The sequence below is a fragment of the Pseudomonas sp. CMR5c genome (assembly GCF_003850545.1).
In the GTDB taxonomy this organism is placed as follows: domain Bacteria; phylum Pseudomonadota; class Gammaproteobacteria; order Pseudomonadales; family Pseudomonadaceae; genus Aquipseudomonas; species Aquipseudomonas piscis.
The window spans coordinates 5,653,853-5,674,454 of record NZ_CP027705.1 but is presented as its reverse complement, the minus strand read 5'-3'; the positions used below and the strand labels follow the sequence as shown (position 1 = coordinate 5,674,454).

18 protein-coding genes and 1 riboswitch are annotated in these 20,602 nt (G+C 63.0%); of the genes, 9 read left to right on the top strand and 9 right to left on the bottom strand.

The window, feature by feature from the left end:
• Positions 1-15: 15 nt before the first annotated feature.
• The 3 genes from C4K40_RS26120 to C4K40_RS26110 form a co-directional block, all read right to left on the bottom strand.
• Complete coding sequence (locus tag C4K40_RS26120) at positions 16-600, bottom strand: TMEM165/GDT1 family protein (protein ID WP_022640859.1); 585 nt, start codon at positions 598-600, stop codon at positions 16-18.
• A gap of 76 nt (positions 601-676) precedes the next feature.
• Positions 677-811: riboswitch (yybP-ykoY riboswitch) on the bottom strand.
• A gap of 52 nt (positions 812-863) precedes the next feature.
• Complete coding sequence (locus C4K40_RS26115) at positions 864-1,862, bottom strand: class I SAM-dependent methyltransferase (protein ID WP_053131999.1); 999 nt, start codon at positions 1,860-1,862, stop codon at positions 864-866.
• A 32-nt stretch (positions 1,863-1,894) separates the two neighbouring features.
• Positions 1,895-2,860 carry a 2-hydroxyacid dehydrogenase gene (locus tag C4K40_RS26110; RefSeq protein ID WP_053131996.1) on the bottom strand — a complete coding sequence of 322 codons (966 nt, stop codon included), beginning with the start codon at positions 2,858-2,860 and terminating at the stop codon, positions 1,895-1,897.
• A gap of 84 nt (positions 2,861-2,944) precedes the next feature.
• On the opposite strand from C4K40_RS26110, the gene C4K40_RS26105 reads away from it, so the two are divergent.
• Positions 2,945-3,574, top strand: coding sequence for a LysE family translocator (locus C4K40_RS26105; RefSeq protein ID WP_053131993.1), 630 nt, complete (start codon positions 2,945-2,947; stop codon positions 3,572-3,574).
• Here C4K40_RS26105 and C4K40_RS26100 read toward each other — a convergent pair.
• A complete protein-coding gene (locus tag C4K40_RS26100) occupies positions 3,558-4,331 on the bottom strand; it encodes a helix-turn-helix domain-containing protein (RefSeq protein WP_053131990.1) in 774 nt (257 codons plus the stop codon). The genes C4K40_RS26105 and C4K40_RS26100 overlap by 17 nt on opposite strands.
• 86 nt (positions 4,332-4,417) lie before the next feature.
• Here C4K40_RS26100 and C4K40_RS26095 point away from each other — a divergent pair, with 86 nt between their 5' ends.
• The 5 genes from C4K40_RS26095 (at position 4,418) to C4K40_RS26075 (ending at position 14,099) form a co-directional block, all read left to right on the top strand.
• Positions 4,418-5,602, top strand: coding sequence for an MFS transporter (locus C4K40_RS26095; protein WP_053131987.1), 1,185 nt, complete (start codon positions 4,418-4,420; stop codon positions 5,600-5,602).
• A gap of 145 nt (positions 5,603-5,747) precedes the next feature.
• Positions 5,748-7,430 carry a fatty acid--CoA ligase gene (locus tag C4K40_RS26090; RefSeq protein ID WP_053131985.1) on the top strand — a complete coding sequence of 561 codons (1,683 nt, stop codon included), beginning with the start codon at positions 5,748-5,750 and terminating at the stop codon, positions 7,428-7,430.
• 337 nt (positions 7,431-7,767) lie between these two features.
• On the top strand, positions 7,768-9,657 hold the full coding sequence (locus C4K40_RS26085) for a DUF1302 domain-containing protein (protein WP_053131982.1): 1,890 nt from the start codon (positions 7,768-7,770) through the stop codon (positions 9,655-9,657).
• A 30-nt stretch (positions 9,658-9,687) separates the two neighbouring features.
• Positions 9,688-11,052 (top strand): DUF1329 domain-containing protein, encoded by a 1,365-nt coding sequence (locus C4K40_RS26080; protein WP_022640853.1) that lies wholly within the window; start codon positions 9,688-9,690, stop codon positions 11,050-11,052.
• 311 nt (positions 11,053-11,363) lie between these two features.
• Positions 11,364-14,099 carry a LuxR C-terminal-related transcriptional regulator gene (locus C4K40_RS26075; protein ID WP_053131979.1) on the top strand — a complete coding sequence of 912 codons (2,736 nt, stop codon included), beginning with the start codon at positions 11,364-11,366 and terminating at the stop codon, positions 14,097-14,099.
• Here the strand turns inward: C4K40_RS26075 and C4K40_RS26070 are convergent.
• From C4K40_RS26070 to C4K40_RS26060, 3 genes are all read right to left on the bottom strand, one after another.
• Entirely contained in the window at positions 14,096-15,022 is a 927-nt protein-coding gene (locus C4K40_RS26070; protein ID WP_053131976.1) for a LysR family transcriptional regulator, read from the bottom strand. The two genes, C4K40_RS26075 and C4K40_RS26070, sit on opposite strands and share 4 nt — an antisense overlap.
• A gap of 171 nt (positions 15,023-15,193) precedes the next feature.
• Positions 15,194-16,534: a HAMP domain-containing sensor histidine kinase gene (locus C4K40_RS26065; RefSeq protein WP_022640850.1), complete on the bottom strand. Its 1,341-nt coding sequence runs from the start codon at positions 16,532-16,534 to the stop codon at positions 15,194-15,196.
• Positions 16,527-17,201 (bottom strand): response regulator transcription factor, encoded by a 675-nt coding sequence (locus C4K40_RS26060; protein ID WP_053131973.1) that lies wholly within the window; start codon positions 17,199-17,201, stop codon positions 16,527-16,529. The genes C4K40_RS26065 and C4K40_RS26060 overlap by 8 nt, the downstream gene beginning before the upstream one ends.
• 137 nt (positions 17,202-17,338) lie before the next feature.
• Here C4K40_RS26060 and C4K40_RS26055 point away from each other — a divergent pair, with 137 nt between their 5' ends.
• From C4K40_RS26055 to C4K40_RS26045, 3 genes are all read left to right on the top strand, one after another.
• On the top strand, positions 17,339-17,521 hold the full coding sequence (locus tag C4K40_RS26055; RefSeq protein ID WP_031320500.1) for a hypothetical protein: 183 nt from the start codon (positions 17,339-17,341) through the stop codon (positions 17,519-17,521).
• Entirely contained in the window at positions 17,502-17,750 is a 249-nt protein-coding gene (locus tag C4K40_RS26050; RefSeq protein WP_022640847.1) for a hypothetical protein, read from the top strand. Before C4K40_RS26055 ends, C4K40_RS26050 begins: the two co-directional genes overlap by 20 nt.
• Before the next feature lie 146 nt (positions 17,751-17,896).
• Positions 17,897-18,397, top strand: coding sequence for a methylated-DNA--[protein]-cysteine S-methyltransferase (locus tag C4K40_RS26045; RefSeq protein ID WP_022640846.1), 501 nt, complete (start codon positions 17,897-17,899; stop codon positions 18,395-18,397).
• Between the two features lie 67 nt (positions 18,398-18,464).
• Here C4K40_RS26045 and wecB read toward each other — a convergent pair whose 3' ends face one another.
• Both wecB and C4K40_RS26035 read right to left on the bottom strand, forming a co-directional pair.
• Positions 18,465-19,592 carry a non-hydrolyzing UDP-N-acetylglucosamine 2-epimerase gene (gene wecB, locus C4K40_RS26040; RefSeq protein WP_053131970.1) on the bottom strand — a complete coding sequence of 376 codons (1,128 nt, stop codon included), beginning with the start codon at positions 19,590-19,592 and terminating at the stop codon, positions 18,465-18,467.
• Positions 19,585-20,595, bottom strand: a complete 1,011-nt coding sequence (locus C4K40_RS26035) for a polysaccharide biosynthesis protein (protein ID WP_053131967.1) — start codon at positions 20,593-20,595, stop codon at positions 19,585-19,587. The genes wecB and C4K40_RS26035 overlap by 8 nt, the downstream gene beginning before the upstream one ends.
• Positions 20,596-20,602 lie beyond the last annotated feature (7 nt).

Below are 20,602 nucleotides of genomic sequence, written 5' to 3'. Positions count from 1 at the left end.
TGCCGGCGTTTTCGTTTACAACCAGCCGCTGCTCTGCATGGCCTTGTATACCGCGACCAGGGCCAGGATGACGAACGCCGATGCCGCCAGGCGCCGGATCAGGGTCAACGGCAGTTTGTCCGCGGCGAAGTTGCCGGCAAGCACCACTGGGACGTTGGCGATCAGCATGCCCAGGGTGGTGCCGATGATCACCAGCCACAATTCCGGATACTGCGCAGCCAGCATGACCGTGGCGACCTGGGTCTTGTCGCCGATCTCGGCCAGGAAGAAGGCGATCAGGGTCGTGAGGAAGGGGCCGAACTTGCGCGCGGTGGTGGCTTCGTCGTCGTCCATCTTGTCCGGCACCAGGGTCCACAGCGCGGTGGCGGTGAAGCTGGCGGCGAGGATCCAGTGCAGGGTCGCATCCGAGAAGAAGCTGCCGAACCAGGCACCTACCGCACCGGCGGCCGCATGGTTGGCCAGGGTCGCGGCGACGATGCCGGCGATGATCGGCCAGGGTTTGCGAAAGCGCGCAGCGAGGATCAGGGCAAGCAGTTGCGTCTTGTCGCCGATTTCGGCCAAGGCAACGATTGCGGTGGGAACGAGCAGGGAGTCCAGCATCAGGGTTTTCCTAAGGGGCGGGTCGACACGGCTATGACACGTACAGCCTTCCCGCCCCGGGTAAGGTGTGCGTGTCATAGGTCTTGTCAAACCCGGCAGCCCGTCTGTGCGGACTCTTGGGTCGCATGCGCCATGGTCTTCGGACCAAGTATGTTGACGCATGCCGGACGAGCGTGGCGCTCGTGGGAGACTACTCCCCTAGGACGGAGCGGATTCTGCCTAGGCAAAATCCTTTCGGCAAGCCTTGTTTGTGAAAAAGACGCTCAGCCGCGCTTGGCCCGGTAGATGCGGAAACCATCGCCTTCGGCCTTGATCGCGCAGGGCCCCAGGTGCTCTTCGATCAGTGGCTGGTAGCGCAGGAAGCTGTTGGCGACTACCCGCAGTTCACCGCCTTTTTCCAGATGTTCACTGGATTTTCTCAGCAGGTTTTCCGTGGCCTGATAGTCGGTGTGGACCCCGGTATGGAACGGCGGATTGGTCAGGATGCAGTTCAAGCCCATGGGCGCGGCATCGATACCGTCCCCGGTCAGGACTTCGCCTTCCAGGCCGTTGGCTGCCAGGGTCAGGCGGCTGCTCCGGGCCGCGAAGGCGTCCACGTCCAACAGGGTCACGCGGGTTTGCGGATAGCGGCGCTTGACCGTCGCCCCCAGCACTCCGGCGCCACAACCGAAATCCAGCAGGTGGCCGGCAGGCAAGTGGTCCAGGTGTTCGAGCAGCAGCGCGGTGCCGCGATCCAGGCGGCCATGGCTGAACACGCCGGGCAGGCTGACGACCTTCAGCGGGCCTTCGGCCAATGGCAACAGGTACTCCTGGGCCAGGCTCTCCAGGGCCACAGGTTCGGGGGCGTTGCTCACCGTGACCTGCCACAGCTGGCAATGCCTGGCGCTATCGAGCTTGCGCGGCTTGCCGAAGGCGGCGAGCTGCTTGGCGGTACTTTCCACGCCGGCGCGTTTTTCCCCCACCAGGTACAGCTCGCGCCCGGCCAGGCGCGAAGCCAGGGTGTTGAGCAGGTAGTGGGCCAGGTCCTTGGACTTGGGCAGGAACAGCACGGCGCTGTCGAAGGCGCTGTCCGGGGCGTTCACCCCGAAATGGCAGCGATCCGGGAAGCGGGCTTGCAGCGCCGTGTGGTCGCCGGCGTGCCAGCTCCAGCCCTGGGCGGCCGGCAGGCGGCCGAGCAGGTCATCGGCGCTCAGGCCGGCCAGCAGTACCTGGCCCTGGAACAGCTCGGCCTGGCGTAAGAGTATTTCGCTGCGTATGTCCATCGTCCGCACCTGAAAAAAAGTGGCGCAGTCTATCAATTCACGACCCGCAGCGGTTCACCATTGAAGAAGGCCCGGGCATTTTCCACCAGTTGGCCGACGATGCGCTGGCGGGCTTCGCGACTGCCCCAGGCGTTGTGCGGGGTTACGATCAGGCGTGGGATATCGGCCTCCAGCAAGGGGTTGCCGTTGACCGGCGGCTCGACACTCAGGACGTCGGTGGCCGCGCCTCCCAGGTGGCCGCTGCGCAGAGCGTCGGCCAGGGCCTGTTCGTCGATCAGCCCGCCGCGGGCGGTGTTGACCACCAGGGCCCCGGGCTTGAGCAGGGCCAGCTCCCGGGCGCCGATCAAGTTGCGGGTGTGTTCGTTGAGCGGGCAGTGCAGGGTCAGGGCGTCCACCTGGGGCAGCAGTTCGTCCAGGGGCAGGCGGTCGGCGCGCAGCGGGCGTCCGGGAATCTGTCCCAGGACCACGCGCATGCCGAAGGCTTCGGCCAGGCGTGCCACCGCGCCGCCCAGTTCGCCATGGCCCAGCAGGCCCAGGGTCTTGCCCGCCAGCTCCATGATCGGGAAATCCAGCAGGCAGAACTGGCTGGCCTGCTGCCAGCGTCCGGCAGCCACGGCCTGTTGATAATCGGCGACCCGTGTCGCCAGGTTGAGCAGCAGCATCAGGGTGTGCTGGGCCACCGACGGCGTGCCGTAGCCCTGGCAGTTGCTGACGGTGATGCCCTGGCGCCGGGCGGCTTCCAGGTCAATGTTGTTGGTGCCGGTGGCCGTCACCAGGATCAGTCGCAGCTCGGGACAGGCGGCCAGGGCCTGGGCGTTGATCGCCACCTTGTTGCTGATGGCCACCTGGGCTCCTTGCAGGCGCTCGGCCACCTGTTCCGGGGACGTATGGGCATGCAAGTGCAAGGGACTGAAACTGTCGTGCAGCACCCCCAGATCCAGGTCACCCAAGTCCAGCGAACTGTGATCGAGGAAGACGGCGCGGCGATTGTCGGTCATGAACTGTACCTTTCGTGCGAGGAAACCAAGGCGTAATCTGCCGAGCCTAACAGATGAAATAATTAGACATATACAGGAGCCTGCATGTACCTCACCGAGTTCTTGACCGTTGCCCTCATCCATCTGCTGGCGGTGGCCAGCCCCGGCCCGGACTTTGCCGTGGTGGTGCGCGAAAGCGTGACCCATGGCCGTCGCGCTGGCACCTGGACCGCCCTGGGAGTGGGTTCGGCGATCTTCCTGCACGTGGGGTACTCGTTGCTGGGGATCGGCCTGATCGTTTCCCAGTCCATCGTGTTGTTCAACGCCCTGAAGTGGCTGGCCGCCGCCTACCTGCTGTACATCGGCTACAAGGCCCTGCGTGCCCAGCCAGCCAAGCCGGCCACGGACGACCTGCACAAGGAGGCCGGCGTGCGCACCGCCCGCGGAGCCTTCACCTCAGGTTTCGTCACCAATGGCCTGAATCCCAAGGCGACGCTGTTCTTCCTCTCGCTGTTCACCGTGGTGATCAACCCTCATACACCACTGGCGATCCAGGCCGGCTATGGGGTCTACCTGGCGGCGGCCACGGCCCTTTGGTTCTGCCTGGTGGCCATGCTGTTCAGCCAGCAGCGGGTGCGGGCTGGTTTCGCCCGCATGGGCCATTGGTTCGATCGCACCATGGGTGCGGTGCTGATCGCCATCGGTGTCAAGCTGGCCTTCACCGAGATGCATTGAGGGCACTGAGCTGGTTCAGGGATGCCACGTAATGCCGTGGCGTATCCCCGAGCAAGCGCTGGAACATGGCGCTGAAGGCCCGGGCGCTGCCATAGCCCAGTGAGTCGGCCACGCTGTGCACGCTTTCCCCGGCGAGCAGGCGTGGCAGGGCTTCCATCAGGCGCAGTTGCTGGCGCCAGGCGTTGTAATTCATCCGCACCTGCTGCTGGAACAGCCGCGCCAGGGTCCGTGAGCTGGCGCCCACCTGCTGCGCCCAATCCTCCAGGGTGTAGCAATGGTCGGGAGTGCGCAGCAGGGCCAGGCAGATGGCTTGCAGGCGGCGGTCCTGGGGCATCGGGATATGCAGCGGCAGGTTCTCCAGGCCGGCGATCTCCTCCAGCATCAGTTGCTGGATCAGCGGGTTGCGGGCCTGCTTCGGGCCTTGCACCGCGCGCAAGATCAATTCCCTCAACAGCGGTGTGACCGCCAGTACGCAGCACTGCTGCAAGGATGCCGGGCAGAGCTCGGCAGCGATGAACAGCGTGCGCATGCGCACTTCCCCGGCCATGAAGATCTCATGCTCCACCAGTGGTGGAATCCATACTGCGCGGGTCGGAGGGATGACCCAGGCGCCATGGGCGGTCACCAGGCGCATGGTGCCGCAGGCGGCGTAGAGGAACTGCGCCTCGTGATGACAGTGCAGCGGCTGGTGCGCGGCATCGGCGTAGTCCCTGGAGTAGGCGCTGACCGGGCCCTGCTGGAAGTGGCTGATTAACATGTCCGTTCCGATGACTTTGTTGTCCAGAATGCTGTTTGTCGCCAACCTAGCATAAGCGTCACCTTCACTACCTGCAGCGTGCCGCCATGAACCAAGCCCGAAATGTCATCCGCTACGTCAATGCCGCCCATGTCATCGACCACATGTTCATGCTGATTTTCCCTGCGGCGGTACTGGGCATGACCCAGGCCTTCGCCATGGACTATGCCGCTCTGATCGGCTTGTCCCTGGGAGGTTTCATCGCCTTTGGCGCCTGTTCGCTGCCGGCCGGCTGGCTGGGCGACCACTGGAGCCGCCGACGGATGATGCTGCTGTTCTTCTTCGGCATCGGTGGTTCCTCGATCCTCACGGGCCTGAGCAGCAGCCCGGCGATGTTGACCCTGGGCCTGACCCTGATGGGGGTGTTCGCCGCCATCTATCACCCGGTGGGCACGGCGATGTTGGTGGCCTACGCCCGCAACCGTGGGCGCGAGATCGGTATCAACGGCATGTGGGGCAACCTCGGGGTGGCCTTCTCGGCGCTGCTCACCGGCTTCCTGGTGGCCCGCTTCGGCTGGCGCTCGGCATTCATCCTGCCAGGGGCCGTGGCGATCGTGCTGGGTATCGGTTTTGCCTGGCAGGTGCGTGAGGAGCCGATCCCGGTCCGGGCCCATGCGCCGCTCAAAGGGCAGGGCGGGCAACAGATCTCGATGTTCCTGGTGTTCGCTGTCCTGGCGCTGGCCACGGCCACCGGTGGCGTGGTGTTCAACGCCACCACCATGACCTATCCGAAACTGTTCCAGGAGCGCTTGCTGGACGTCTTCACCTCGCCGCAGACCCTGGGACTGGTGGTGAGCCTGGCCTACGCCTTCGGTGCGGTGGCGCAGTTGACCATGGGACGACTGTTGCATCGCTTCAGCCTGAAATGGCCATTCATCGTCATGACCCTGTTCCAGGGGCCTTTGTTGCTGGCGCTGGCCCATGCTGAGGGCTGGAATGTGATTGTGCTGGGTGCGGCGTTCATGTTCGTGGTGTTCGGCCAGGTCACGGTCAACGATGCGATGGTCGCCAACTTCGTCGCCCCCCAGTGGCAGGCCCGGGTATTCGCCTTGCGTTACTGCCTGTCGTTCGGTGCCAGCGCCACGGCGATTCCGCTGATCGCCCTGGTGGAGCCGCGCCAGGGCCTGGCCGGGCTGTACCTGATCCTGGGCGCGATCGCGGCGCTGACCTTCGTCGCCGCCCTGGCTTTCCCCCGCACGCCGGCTGAAGCGGCGCTGGGCCAGCAGGCGTGATGGCACGCGGGGCCGCGCCGATACTGGCCTGGAGCTAGTATCAGGCGTCCCTGCAAATCATCCCTTTGGCTGATTTGGCTGGCGCGCAGGCACTCTAGAGTGAGTATTCTCCTGTTACGACCGAGCCGTCAGAAAAGGGATTCTTATGTTGCAGACTCGCGTTATCCCCCCCGCCGAAGGGGCCTACCAATACCCGCTCCTGATCAAGCGGCTGCTGATGTCCGGCAGCCGCTACGAGAAGACCCGCGAGATCATCTACCGCGACCAGTTGCGCTACACCTATCCGACCCTGATCGAGCGGGTGGCGCGCCTGGCCAACGTGTTGACCGCGGCCGGGGTCAAGGCCGGGGACACCGTGGCGGTGATGGACTGGGACAGCCATCGTTACCTGGAGTGCATGTTCGCCATCCCGATGATCGGCGCGGTCATCCACACCATCAACGTGCGTCTGTCGCCGGAGCAGATCCTCTACACCATGAACCACGCCGAGGACCGCTTCGTGCTGGTCAACAGCGAGTTCGTCGGCCTGTACCAGGCGATTGCCGGGCACTTGACCACGGTGGACAAGACCCTGCTGCTCACCGATGGCGAACAGAAGACCGCCGACCTGCCGAACCTGGTGGGCGAGTACGAGACCTTGCTGGCGGCCGCCAGCCCGCACTACCAGTTCGAGGACTTCGACGAGAACTCGGTGGCCACCACCTTCTACACCACCGGCACCACCGGCAATCCCAAGGGCGTGTACTTCACCCACCGGCAACTGGTGCTGCACACCATGGGCGTGTCCACCATCATGGGCGCCATCGACAGCGTGCGCCTGCTGGGCACCAACGACGTCTACATGCCCATCACCCCGATGTTCCACGTGCATGCCTGGGGCCTGCCCTACGTGGCCACCATGCTGGGCCTCAAGCAGGTCTATCCGGGGCGCTACGACCCCGAGTACCTGGTGGAGCTGTGGCGCCGGGAAAAAGTCACCTTCTCCCACTGCGTGCCGACCATCCTGCAGATGGTGCTCAATGCCAAGGCGGCCCAGGGCACGGATTTCGGCGGCTGGAAGATCGTTATCGGCGGCAGCGCCCTGAACCGCGCGCTGTACGAGGCCGCCAAGGCCAGGGGCGTGCAGTTGACCGCCGCCTACGGCATGTCCGAGACCGGGCCGCTGGTGTCCTGCGCCCACCTCAACGATGAACTGATGGCGGGCAGCGAGGACGAGCGCACCACCTACCGGATCAAGGCCGGCGTGCCCGGGCCCCTGGTGGAGGCGGCGATCGTCGACGCCGAGGGCAACTTCCTGCCGGCGGACGGCGAATCCCAGGGCGAGCTGGTACTGCGCGCACCCTGGCTGAGCGAGGGTTATTTCAACGAGCCGCAAAAGGGCGCCGAGCTCTGGGAAGGCGGCTGGCTGCATACCGGCGACGTGGCGACCCTGGACGGCATGGGCGTGATCGATATCCGCGACCGGATCAAGGATGTGATCAAGACCGGCGGGGAGTGGATCTCGTCCCTGGACCTGGAGGACCTCATCAGCCGGCATGGGGCGGTACGCGAAGTAGCAGTGGTGGGCATCGCCGATCCGCAATGGGGAGAGCGGCCGTTCGCCTTGCTGGTGGTCCGTGAAGGCCACGAGATCGGCGCCCGGGAGCTCAAGGAACACCTCAAGCCATTCGTCGAACTGGGGCACCTGAGCAAGTGGGCCATTCCCACCCAGATCGCCCTTGTTACGGAAATTCCCAAGACCAGCGTCGGCAAGCTCGACAAGAAGCGCATCCGCGTCAACATCAGCGAGTGGCAGGCCAGCAACAGCGCCTTTCTCTCCACCCTCTGAGTCTTTCCCGCCGTGTCCGCCCGGGCACGGCGCGCCCACCCTGCAAGCCTTTGCCTTGTACTCGCGGATTTTTCCGTCATCCTTGCCGGCCATTTTTCAGCGGTTATGGCAACGGGCCGCTCCAGCACGGCCGGATGGCTGCAAATCACACTTTAGAGGGATCAAGCAGTAATCCTTGCTGGCTATAGTCCGTTAACAGTCTTTTTCGAGGGACGGGGCATTGCGGGGTATTGGCGCCACGCAACCCCAGGGCCTGCGCCAGTGTGCTGGCGCCGCTACCCGGGGCGGTCTCGGAAAAACCAACTGCCATAACAATAATGCACATGGAGTAGCGTCGATGACATCAGCAAACCAGTTCTGGCGCCGGGCGAAACTGCCCCTGGCCGTCGGTCTCGCCTCCACGCTCGCCGGGCCTGCATTCGGCGTCACTTTCAACGTCGGTGAAATCGAAGGCAGCTTCGATTCGTCCCTTTCCCTGGGGGCCAGCTGGTCGACCGCAGGGCGCAACAAGGATCTGATCGGGGTCAACAACGGCGGCAAGGGCTTGTCCCAGACCACCGACGACGGCCACTTGAACTTCAACAAGGGGCAGACCTTCTCGAAGATCTTCAAGGGCATCCATGACCTGGAGCTCAAGTACGGCGATACCGGTGTCTTCGTCCGTGGCAAGTACTGGTACGACTTCAAGCTCAAAGACGAAGACATGGACTTCAAGAACATCAGCGACAGCAACCGCAAGGAAGGCGCCAAGTCCTCCGGCGGGCAGATCCTCGATGCCTTCGTCTACCACAACTACTCCATCGGCGATGAGCCGGGTTCGGTGCGCCTGGGCAAGCAGGTGGTGAGCTGGGGCGAGAGCACCTTCATCGGCGGCGGCATCAACTCGATCAACCCGATCGACGTCTCGGCGTTCCGTCGTCCCGGTGCCGAAATCAAGGAAGGCCTGATTCCGGTCAACATGTTCTACATCTCGCAGAACCTGACCGAAAACCTGTCGGCCGAAGCCTTCTACCAGCTGGAATGGGACCAGACCGTCACCGACAACTGCGGGACCTTCTTCTCCCAGCCGGACAACATTTCCGACGGCTGCGATGACAACCTGCGCTTGCTGGCCAAGCGCTCGACCATCGCCGCCACGGCCCCGGGGCGAGCGGCGCTGGCGGCGATGCAGGCCCGTGGCGTCGATACCAACGAAGAGGGCACCCTGGTACGCCGCAGCGGCGACCGCGATGCCCGTGACGGCGGCCAATTCGGCGTGGCCTTCCGCTACAACTTCGAGCCGCTGGACACCGAGTTCGGCGCCTACTTCATGAACTACCACAGCCGCGCGCCGATCTTCAGCGCTACCGCCGCACCGGAGTCGGCCTATGCCATGGCCCCGGGCTTCGGCACCCTGGCTCCGGTATGGATCGCCGGCAACTCGAAGTACTTCGTCGAGTATCCCGAGGACATCCGCCTGTACGGCCTGAGCTTCTCCACCACCCTGCCCACGGGGACCGCATGGAGCGGCGAGATCAGCTACCGGCCGAACGCGCCGGTCCAGCTCAACTCCACCGACATCCTGTATTCCGCCGTGCGTCCCTTGAAGGGAGCCTTCACCAATGCTTCGTTGCTGGAGGGCGTTCCAGGGCAGGACCTCAATGGCTATCGGCGCAAGGAAATCACCCAGTTCCAGACCACGCTCACGCATTTCTTCGATCAGGTCATGGGCGCCAGCCGCCTGACCCTGGTAGGTGAATTGGGTATTACCCGCGTGGGAGGCCTGGAGAGCAAATCGAAAGTGCGGTATGGCCGCGATCCAGTGTTCGGCCCAGGCAAGCTGCCGGCCACGTTCGGCCAGAACACCTGCGCTGGGCTCAACAACACTACCATCGCCGGGGCGGGTCCTGGCGCGGATGCCAGCAACGCCACCAGCAATTGCAACAACGATGGCTTCACCACGACCACCTCCTGGGGCTACCGCGGCCGGGCGATCTGGGAATACCCGGATGTGTTCGCCGGCGTGAACCTCAAGCCCAACGTGGCCTGGTCCCATGACGTCAAGGGTTACTCACCTGGTCCTGGCGGCAACTTCGAGGAAGGGCGCAAGGCCATCAGCCTGGGGCTGGACGCCGAGTACCAGAACACCTACACCGCGAGCCTGGCCTACACCAACTTCTTCGGTGGCGACTACAGCACCGTGGATGACCGGGATTTCCTCGCATTGAGCGTTGGCGTGAACTTCTAAGCACATTGTATTTTCAGGAAGAACAACAATATGAAAATCACCAAGAGTCTGTTGCACGTCGGTGTGCTGGGACTGTCGCTGCTGGCTACCGCAGTCATGGCTGCGGTATCGGCCGACGAGGCTGCCAAGCTGGGCAGCAGCCTGACGCCGATGGGCGCCGAGATGGCCGGTAACGCCGCCGGCACCATCCCGGCCTGGAAGCCGCTGGCGACCAACGCCGGCAGCGTGGATGGCAAGGGTTTCCTGTCCAACCCCTATGGCAACGAACAACCGCAGTTCACCATCACCGCGCAGAACGTCGAGCAGTACAAGGACAAGCTGGCACCCGGGCAGTACGCGATGTTCAAGCGCTACCCGGACAGCTACAAGATGCCGGTATACGCCACCCACCGTGGCGCTACCGTGCCGGCTGACGTGTTCGCCGCCATCAAGCGCAACGCCACCAAGACCAACCTGGTCTCCGGCGGCAACGGCCTGGAGAACTTCGAGACGGCGATTCCGTTCCCGATCCCGAAAAGCGGGGTCGAGGTGATCTGGAACCACATCACCCGCTATCGCGGCGGCAGCGTGACCCGCCTGGTGACCCAGGCCACTCCGCAAGCCAACGGCTCCTACAGCCTGGTGTACTTCCAGGACCAGTTCGTGTTCCGCGACAAGATGAAGGACTACGATCCGAAGAACCCGGGCAACATCCTGTTCTACTTCAAGCAGAAGGTCACCGCCCCGGCGCGCCTGGCCGGTGGCGTGCTGCTGGTGCACGAAACCCTGGACCAGGTGAAGGAGCCGCGTTCGGCCTGGGTCTACAACGCCGGCCAGCGCCGTGTGCGTCGCGCCCCGCAAGTCTCCTATGACGGCCCGGGTACCGCCGCCGACGGCCTGCGTACTTCCGACAACCTGGACATGTACAACGGCGCTCCGGATCGCTACGACTGGAAGCTGGAAGGCAAGAAGGAGATGTACATCGCCTCCAACAGCTACAAGATCGACTCGCCGACCCTCAAGTACGCCGACATCATCAAGGCCGGCCACATCAACCAGGACCTGGCTCGCTACGAGCTGCGCCGGGTCTGGCATGTGGTCGCGACCCTGAAGGAAGGCCAGCGCCATATCTATGCCAAGCGTGACTTCTATATCGACGAGGACACCTGGCAGGCCGCGGTGATCGACCATTACGACGGTCGTGGCCAACTGTGGCGCGTGGCCGAGGCCCATTCCGAGGACTACTACGACAAGCAAGTGCCGTGGTACGCCCTGGAAACCCTCTACGACCTGCAGTCCGGCCGCTACCTGGCTCTGGGCATGAAGAACGAAGAGAAACAGGCGTATGACTTCGGCTTCACCGCCACCACCAGCGACTTCACCCCGGCCGCCCTGCGCCAGGACGGAGTTCGCTGATCCGCGTTACCCCTTAGAGGCCGCATCCTCGAAAATTGCCCCGGCTGGTTCGGGGCTTTTTTTTGCCTGTGGATAGGGTCCGGGCCGGCTGACGTAGAAATCAGTGGCAATGCGACTATCTTTCTCGGGACGAATTGGGAGCTTGTCTAAATAAGCAAACGAAATATCGCCCAATAATTGCGGAATATCTGACCGATTTGGTCATAGTCTTTTTCGCGCGAATGGTCGCAAAAATCTTCAACAGGTGGCCTTTTACCGCTAGTCTGCGGACATCTGCTACGCCGACAACCGTACACCAATAAGAGTTGGCCATGACTGATCTGTTCTCCCTCCAGCGGTCTGACAGTGCAGTGATTCCTGCACTGGAAGGACGTTTCTATCGGCCCCCATTGCCTGATGGTTATGTGTCGCGGCCGCGCCTCTGTGAGCGCTTGAAGGGAGGGCTGAAGGGACGCCTGTTGCTGGTCTGCGCACCGGCCGGGTTCGGCAAGAGCTCCCTGGCGATCGAGTTCTGCCAAAGCCTGCCCGGCAACTGGCAGAGCCTGTGGCTGGGCCTGAGCCGGCGGGACAGCGATCCGGGGCGTTTCCTCGAGCGCCTGCTGGCCGGTTTGCAGCAGTATTTTCCGCAGCTGGGCCGGCAGTCCCTGGGGTTGTTGAAAATGCGCCAGCGTCACCAGCCGTTCGCCTTCGAGGAGTGGCTGGATGGTTTGCTGGACGAGTTGGCGGAGCAGTTATCCAGTGCCAGCCCGGTATTGCTGGTGCTGGACGACTATCACCTGGCCCAGGGGCCGGTACTCGATCGTTGCCTGCAGTTCTTCCTCAACCACCTGCCCGATGGCCTGCTGGTGATGGTCACCAGCAGGCAGCGCCCGGATTGGCACCTGGCGCGCCTGCGCCTGTCACGGCAATTGCTGGAGCTGCATGAGCAGGACCTGCGGTTGACCCACGACGAGTCCCTGAGCCTGCTGGACCGACACAGCAGCGCCTTGCGCGGCGAGGCCCTGGAAAACCTGATCGAACGTAGCGAGGGCTGGGTCGCGGGGCTGCGCTTCTGGCTGCTCGCCGCCTCCGAAGCCGGTGCCATGGGCACCTTGCCCCAAGGCTTGCATGGTGGCGAGGGGTTGATCCGCGATTACCTGCTCGAAGAAGTCATCGATTGCCTGCCCGCCGAGGTCCAGGCCTTCCTGTACGACACCGCCTCCCAGGAGCGCTTCTGCGCCGAGCTGTGCGATGCCCTGCGCGAGGCCCACGACAGCGCCGAGATCCTCGGCTTCCTGCAGGCGCACCAGGTGTTCCTGGTGCCACTGGACGAGCATGGGCACTGGTACCGTTATCACCATCTGTTTTCCGACCTGTTGCGTAGCCGTCCAGCGGCCAGTGCCCTGGTGCCGGCCGCCAGCCTGCACTTGCGTGCCTGTCGCTGGTTCAACGCCCAGGGCCTGCTGGATGAGGCGGTGGAACAGGCACTGCGTGCCGGGCACCTGGACGTGGCCGCCAACCTGGTACAGAACTTGTCCGAGGAACAACTGCTGGCGGAGCAGAACATCGGCATGCTGTTGCGCTGGAAGATGGACCTGCCCGACAGCTTGCTGGTCAGCACGCCGCGCCTGATCGTGCTGTATAGCTGGGCCCTGGGCCTGGCTTGCCAGCTGGATGCGGCCCAGGAGCTGGCGGCCCAGTTGAGCCGTTTCCTGCCGGCGCCTTCGGCGACGGCGCAAAAGTCGATGCTGGCGCAGTGGCTGGCCCTGAGCGGGATCATCGCTCGTGGGCGCGGCCAGCGGGAGCAGACCCTGGCCTATTGCAGCGAGGCCCTGGAGAGCCTGCCCCTCAAGCGTTATGGACAGCGGTTGATGTGCCTGTCGACCTTGTCCAACCTGGCCATCACCGATGCCGACCTGTGGCGCGCCCGCAGCCTCAATCGTGAGTCGCTGGAGCTGGCGCAGCGGGTCGGCAACCCGCTCTTCGAGGCCCTGGCCCACTACGATCGGGCGCGGGTCCTGCAGGCCCGGGGCGAAGTGCTGCGGGCGATGGATGAAGTGAAGCAAGGGCTGGGCCGCTTGCAGGGGCTGTCGGCCCAGCGGTTGTACGCGGTGCGGGCCCGGCTGACCTTGTATGAAGGCTACCTGCTGACCCTGAGGCTCGAGTCCGAGACCGGCCTGGCCAGGTTGCAGGCCGGGCTGGTGGAAGCTCGGGCCTGTCGTGATATCAGCGTGCTGATCGGTCATTGCGTGATCGCCAAGCAGGACGGCATGCGTGGCGAATTCGCCCGGGCCTTCGCCGAACTGGCCGAGGCCGAGCGCCTGATGCATATCTGGGACGTGCCGCCGATCTACTACCTGGCGATGATCACCCTGGTGAAATGCGAGCTTTGGCTGGCCCAGGGCCGTACCGACCTCGCCGAAGCCTGGCTGGCGCGCCTGGGGCAGACCTACACCGGCGGGCAAGCGGCGGCTCCGCCGGAATTCCATCCCCAACTGCCCTTGCATATCGAGTTGCAGCAGGCTCGCTTGGAAGTCATCAAGGGTGATGCCGCCCAGGCCGAGCTGCGCCTGGCGCGGTTGGTGGAGCATGGGCAGAACAGCGGCCGGCAGTTGCTGTGTGCCATGGCCCTGACCCAGAAGACCGCACTGTTGCTGGCCCTCGGTCGAAGTCAGGAGGCACGCCAGGATCTGCTCCTGGCCCTGGAGGCGGCAGTGGGGGGAATCCTCCAGCCGTTCGCCGGGTTGATCCTCGACTATCCCGGCTGGATGCGCGAGCAACTGGAGCAGTGTACCGGCACCGCGTTGACCCAGGCCCTGCTCGCACGCCTGCCCTCGGCGCCCCGTGAGTTGCACGAAGCCGCCGCCCATAGCGAGAGCCTCAGCTCCCGGGAGCTGGCAGTGCTGCAACTGATTGCCCGAGGCTGCTCCAACCAGGAGATCAGCGAGCGCCTGTTCATTTCCCTGCACACCGTGAAGACCCACGCCAGCCACATCAACAGCAAGCTGGGTGTCGAGCGCCGGACCCAGGCGGTGGCCCGGGCCCAGGAGCTGGGCCTGCTGGGCTAGGGCTCGGCGTGCGGCTTGGCGACCAGGGCCAGGTGCTGCTTGCAGTAGTCGGCGAACAGGCGTGCCGGTTTGGTCAGTTGACCACGCTTGAGCCAGGCCGCCACCAGCCCGGAGCCGGTCACCTCCTCGACTATCTCCACGCACACCACCGGCTTGCCGTCGTAGGAGCATTGGCAGTGAGGGCGGGTGACCAGGATCGAGAAGCCGAAGCCCTGGCCCACCATGCCCCGGACCATCTCGATGGACGGTGAGCTGAAGGCGATCTGCGGAGTCAGGCCCAGCTCCTCGAACAAGCTGACGAAGTAGGTCCGGCTCGGCTGCACATCCAGCAGGATCATCGGTTCCAGGCAGAGGTCGCGCAGCGAAACCCGGGCTTGCTGGGCGTAGCGGTGGTTGGCCGGCAGCAGGGCATAGGGACGTTGCGGCGGCATCAGCGGCTCGGTCTCGATGGTGCCGTCCAGCTCATGCTCGTACAGGATCACCAGGTCGTAGGCACCGCCGGTCAGGCCCTGCACCAGTTCCTGCTGCTCGCCATCGCGGATGCGGATCTCCACCCCGGGATAGAGCGCACCGAAGCCGGCGATCAATTGCGGCAGGTACAGCGGTGCCACGGTCTCGAAACAACCGATGTCGATCTGCCCGCAAACCACATCGTTGTCCGCCAGGGCGTTCTGCTCGAACTCCCTGGCCATGCGCAGCAGCTCCTGGGCCTTGCGGTAGAAGCGCGCGCCACTGGGAGTCAGGGAAACGCCCTGGGCGTGATGGCGGATCAGCAACTGCACGCCGAAGCTGTCCTCCAGGCCCTTGATCGCGGTGGAGATCGAGGGCTGGGCGATGTACAGCTTGCGCGATGCCTCGGCGACACTGCCGCATTCGACGGTGGTGATGAAGTACTTCAACTGACGCAGATTGTAGGCGGCCACGGCGAACCTCGTTCTTTGCCCGGGGCGCAAGGGGAGAGCAGGACCGGTGGCTGGCCTCCCGAGCGCGATTGTCGTGCGCCCACGATACCCACAAGCGATGCTGTACAGGGCCTGGGCGGCCGAGCTTTTTCATCGCCTGCGAGCATATTTTTCCTCGCTTGCCGAGGCCGTCTAGGCCAGTTGCCCGGCCTCGCCGTCTTCTTCGGCAGGTGGCTGCTCGGCGACCGGTGCGGGCTCGAATGCCAGGGTGACGATGTAGCACTGTTCTTCGACTACCACCTCGATGTGCCAGCCCAGGCGTGCCGATAGCTGGCGCATCAACTCCAGCCCCAGGCCGTAGCCGAAGTCATTGGAGGTCTCGCTTTGCAGGGTTTCGCGGATGCGATTGACCAGGCGCAGTTGCGGGTAGCCGAAACTGATCTCGACGACGCCGTCATCGGCGTACTGCAGGGCGTTGCGCAGGAAGTTGCCGACCACGATGCGGCAGGCCGTGAGTGGCAGGCGACAAGGCTCGTCGCTGATGTCGAGGATCAGCTCGATATCCCGGGTGCCGATCAGGTAACGATGTTCCTCGATCAGGTCGTTGACCAGCCCGCTCATGTCGATGGGCTCCTCGGGCAAGGGCTCGGGCAGTTCGCGGCTCATCCACAACAGGGTCTCGGCGATGCGCTGCATGTTCAGCACCGAGCGTTCGATCCTTTGCAATGGCGGCGGCAAGACCCCGCCGGACTGCAGGGCCAAGAGTTCGATATTGGCCTTGAGCACCGCCAGTGGGGTACGCAGTTCGTGGCTGGTGTAGCGCAGCAGGCGACCTTCGCGCACGCTGGCGGCCTGTACTTGTTGCACGCTCTGGGCCAGGGCATCTGCCAACATGTTGAACTCCTTGAATCCGAAATTCGGACGTTCGCCGGACACGGCTTCCGGGTCCTTGAGGGTGGTGGACCACTGGGCCAGTCGTCCCAGGGGGCGGACCACCCACCAGACCAGCAGGGCGATGATGATCAGGGCCGGTATGAACACCGCGAGGCTGATGAAGATGACGCCACGCAGTTCATGATCCAGGTAGGCATCGGAGCGTGGGGTTTCCACCTCTCCGCCTTCCTCCTGGTCATGATCGATGTCGTACATGTACAGGGTCTTGCCGTCGCTCAGGGGCTGGGCCAGGACCGCCCGGCCTTCGTCCTCGTCGTCGGAGTCCAGGTCGCCGAACACCTGTACCGCGCCGAAGGACATGCTCGGCGGGGTATCGAGCATGTGGCGGATCTTCTCCGGCAATGCTTCCTTGCCGATGACGCTGGTATAGAAATAGTTGCTCGGTGGCGGCGTGTTCGGATCCTTGGCGTAGTGCCTGGAGAAATACTGCGCCTCCTCTTCCATCATCGCGCTGGCGGTATAGAGCAGGCCGCGCACGCTGTATTCGGGTAGCAGCAGGCTGTAGATCAGCAACACGATGGCGATCAGCAACAGGAAGCTGCCGCTGATCACCCATTTCAGAGCCAGGCGCTTACCCATGGGACCTCAACTGTATGCCGACGCCGGGGAGCGTGTGGATCAGCGGCTGGCCGAAGGACTTGTCCACGGTCTTGCGCAGCCGGTGCATGTGCACCTTGAGCGTGTTGCTGTCTGGCGGTTCGTCCCCCCAGATGGTCGCTTCCAGGCGTTCGCGGGTGACAGGTTCTGGGCTGGCGCGCATCAGGCATTCCAGCAAGGTCCAGCAAATCGGCGACAGGTGCAGTTCCTGGCCGGCCCGACTGACCTTGCGAGTACTCAGTTCCATGACCAGGTCGGCCACCTGCAAGCGGCTGGCCTGGCCACTGCGGCGTAGGCTCAGGGCGCGGATCCGGGCGACCAGCTCGGCCAGTTCGAAGGGCTTGACCAGGTAGTCGTCGGCACCGGCGGCGAAGCTGGCCAGCTTGTCCGGCAGGGCATCGAGGGAGGTGAGCATCAGGATCGGGGTCCGGCTGCCTTGCTGGCGCAGTTGCGCACAGAGCTGCTGGCCGTCCAGGCGCGGCAGCATGATGTCCAGGAGAATGACGTCGTAATGCTGGTTGAGGGCCAGGTTGAGTCCGGCCTGGCCATTGCTGGCGTGATCGCAGACGATGCCGCTGATTTCCAGGTATTCGATGACGGTATTGGCTAGATCGAGATTGTCCTCGACCAGCAGCAGGTTAATGTGCACGGGAGTGTCCCTCAGGGCCTGTGTCGCTCATTGGTGCGAAGGATAGCGAACTCCATTCGGGCTCCGCCGATGTTTACCTGCTGTTAACCCGTGGCTCGCTAGTCTGCAATCCTACTTCTCTTGAGCGTGGCGCTGCCATGAACCTGTCTTCGGTAATCAGAGGTCTCTTGCTGGTCTTGATTCTTCTGGGCCTGATGGCCTCCGTCCTGCCCTCCAAGGCGCCTTTGGTGCGCCTGGGCGAGGGTGGCCCGCTGAGCTGGTTCCTGATTGGGCAGAGCGCCGAGCGTGCAGGTCCGGATTATGTTGCCAGCGCATTCTGATGACGCCAGCTACACCGATCAGTTGGTGTTGTGCCTGGTGTTGATTCTCTGTGTTTCGATTTCCCTGGGCGCCTACATCATGCGTTTCAATGCGCAGATCGATAAGCAGCGCGAGCTGTCTCCCGTGCACCTGCTCGAGTGTGGCAAGGGGCGTGGAGCCTTTATCGTCGACCCTTATGGTCAGCGCAGTAGCAGTGACAACTGCTACGTGATCGAAGACGATAACTAGCCCGGGGGCGTATGGTTCTCCGTCGAGTTCGAGCGCAAGAAACGTAGTTCTTGCGCCCGAACCGCGATTTACAGTGAAGGCGTATCCAGGCTCGAACCCCGCAAGGGGCCGCCTGATTGCCTTGGTGGATTGAAGGAGACCCCGACATGTCCTGTGCATTCAAGATCATTCCCTCCCCTGTGGGCGAGCTGACCCTGGTAGCCAGGGGCGCGAAGCTGGCCGCGATTCTCTGGGAGCAGGAGCGCGAGAACCGGGTGCGCCTCGGCCCGCTCGAGCAAGCCCCCGAGCACCCGCAACTGCTGGAGACCGAGCGCCAGTTGCAGGAATACTTCGCCGGTACGCGCAAGCGTTTCGAGCTCGAACTGGATTTCGTCGGTACCGAGTTCCAGTGCAAGGTCTGGCAGGCGCTATTGACCATTCCCTTCGGTGAAACCCGCAGCTACAGCCAGATCGCCCAGCAGATCGGCAGCCCCAAGGCGGTGCGTGCGGTAGGCGCGGCCAATGGGCGCAACCCGATTTCCATCGTCACTCCTTGTCACCGGGTGATCGGAGCTTCGGGCAGCCTTACCGGCTTTGCCGGGGGGCTCGAGGCCAAGCAGTTCCTGCTGGCGCTGGAAGGTGGGGAAACCTTGCCGCTGGGGTTCTAGAAGGGAGGGCTGTTGATGAGCCGATGAGTCATCAACAGCCGTTGTGGAAGGGCGTTATGCAGGTGCTTCAGGCTTTGCGCCAGACCGTGCGATTGATGTAGTCGGTGTAGCTCAGGACCACACGGACTACCTGCAGCGATACGGGGCCTCCCTGATAGTCGGGGACCATCGGGATAGTCCGTTGCTGCCCATCGTGTTGCGCGGTGATGACTTTCACAGCAGCGAGAATTGAAGATTTCTCCAACCCGCTCATGATCAACGTACCTTCGTCCATCCCCTCTGGTCGCTCGTGGGCATTACGCAGAGTCACCGCTGGCAGGTTGAGCAGCGACGCCTCTTCGGTGATGGTGCCGCTATCGGACAGGACACAGAAAGCCGACATCTGCAGCTTGATGTAGTCCAGCAGGCCAAACGGCTTGACGAAGCGGATCAGTGGGTGATCCAGCGACTCTCCCAGTGCTTCAAGACGTTTGCGGGTCCGTGGATGAGTGGAGACGATAAGTGGATAGCCATATTCATCGGCCAGGGCACGCAGGCTTGCCAGCAGATTGCGCAAATTGTCCGGGGTGTCGACGTTTTCTTCCCGGTGTGCACTGACGATAAAGAACTTTCCTGCCTCTAGGCCGCTGCGTTCGAGTACCTGGGATTCCAGGATCTTGGGCATGTAGTAGTCCAGCACTTCCTGCATGTGCGAACCGGTCTTGATAATGGTTTCCGGACGAATACCCTCGGCGATCAGGTAACGCCGGGCGTGTTCAGTCAGCACCATATTGATGTCGGACAGATGGTCCAGCACCTTGCGGTTCAACTCTTCTGGGACGCGTTGGTCGAAGCAGCGGTTCCCGGCCTCCATATGGAAAACCGGAATCTTGCGGCGCTTGGCGGCTATCACTGCAAGGCAGGTATTGGTGTCACCGTAGAGCAGCAAGGCATCGGGCTGTTCGAGCTCGAATACCTGGTCTGCCTTGGCGATGACTTCGGCAATGGTCTGGGCGGCGGTTTCGCCGGCAGCTCCGAGGAAATGATCGGGCTTACGGATTTCCAGGTCGTCGAAGAACACTTGGTTCAGTTCGTAATCGTAGTTCTGCCCCGAATGCACCAGGACATGATCGACCTGCTTGTCCAACTCGGCGATCACTCGGCTCATTTTGATCAGCTCTGGTCGGGTGCCTACCAGTGTCATGACTTTAAGCATCGAGCTGCTCCTTGATGTAGTCGAGTTTGAGCAACAACTGCTTGATTCCCGGTACATCCAGGCGTTCGGTGTTATGCGAGGTATAGTCGTCAAGCTCGGAGATCTTTTCCTCACCTTCGACGAAGTATTTCTTGTAGTTCAGATCGCGGTTGTCGGCAGGGATCCGGTAGTAGCGTCCCATGTCTTCGGCCTTGGCCATTTCCTCGCGCGATACCAAGGACTCATACAGTTTTTCGCCATGGCGGGTACCAATGACCCGAACCGGACTATCGAGGACGAACAGTTCTTTTAGAGCCTGTGCCAAGTCTCCCACGGTGGAAGCTGGAGCCTTCTGCACGAACAGATCGCCTTGCTGACCGTGCTCGAAAGCATGCAGTACCAGATCGACCGAGTCTTCCAGAGACATGAGGAAGCGAGTCATCAGCGGATCTGTCACCGTGAGCGCCTCGCCTTTGCGCAACTGCTCGATGAACAACGGGATGACCGAACCGCGGGAGGCCATTACATTACCGTAGCGAGTGGCGCAAACCACTGTGCCTCCTTCAGGGATCATGCGTGACTTGGCCACCATGAGCTTTTCGGCCATGGCTTTGGAGATACCCATCGCGTTGATGGGGTACACCGCCTTGTCGGTACTTAGCACCACCACGCGCTTCACTGCGCAGGCAATCGCGGCATTGAGTACATTCTCCGTTCCCTGGACATTGGTGCGAACCGCCTCCATGGGATAGAACTCGCAGGATGGGACTTGTTTCAAGGCGGCGGCATGGAAGACATAGTCCACTCCAACCATGGCTTGTCTCAGGCTGTCCAGATCACGCACGTCACCAATGTAGAACTTGACCTTGTCGTTCGACAGGGCGATGCGCATGTCTTCCTGCTTTTTTTCATCACGGGAAAAGATGCGGATTTCGCGTACATCGGTATTGAGAAAACGGCGCAACACAGTATGACCAAATGAGCCGGTGCCACCGGTGATCATCAATACCTTGTCGTTGAACATAAAACCT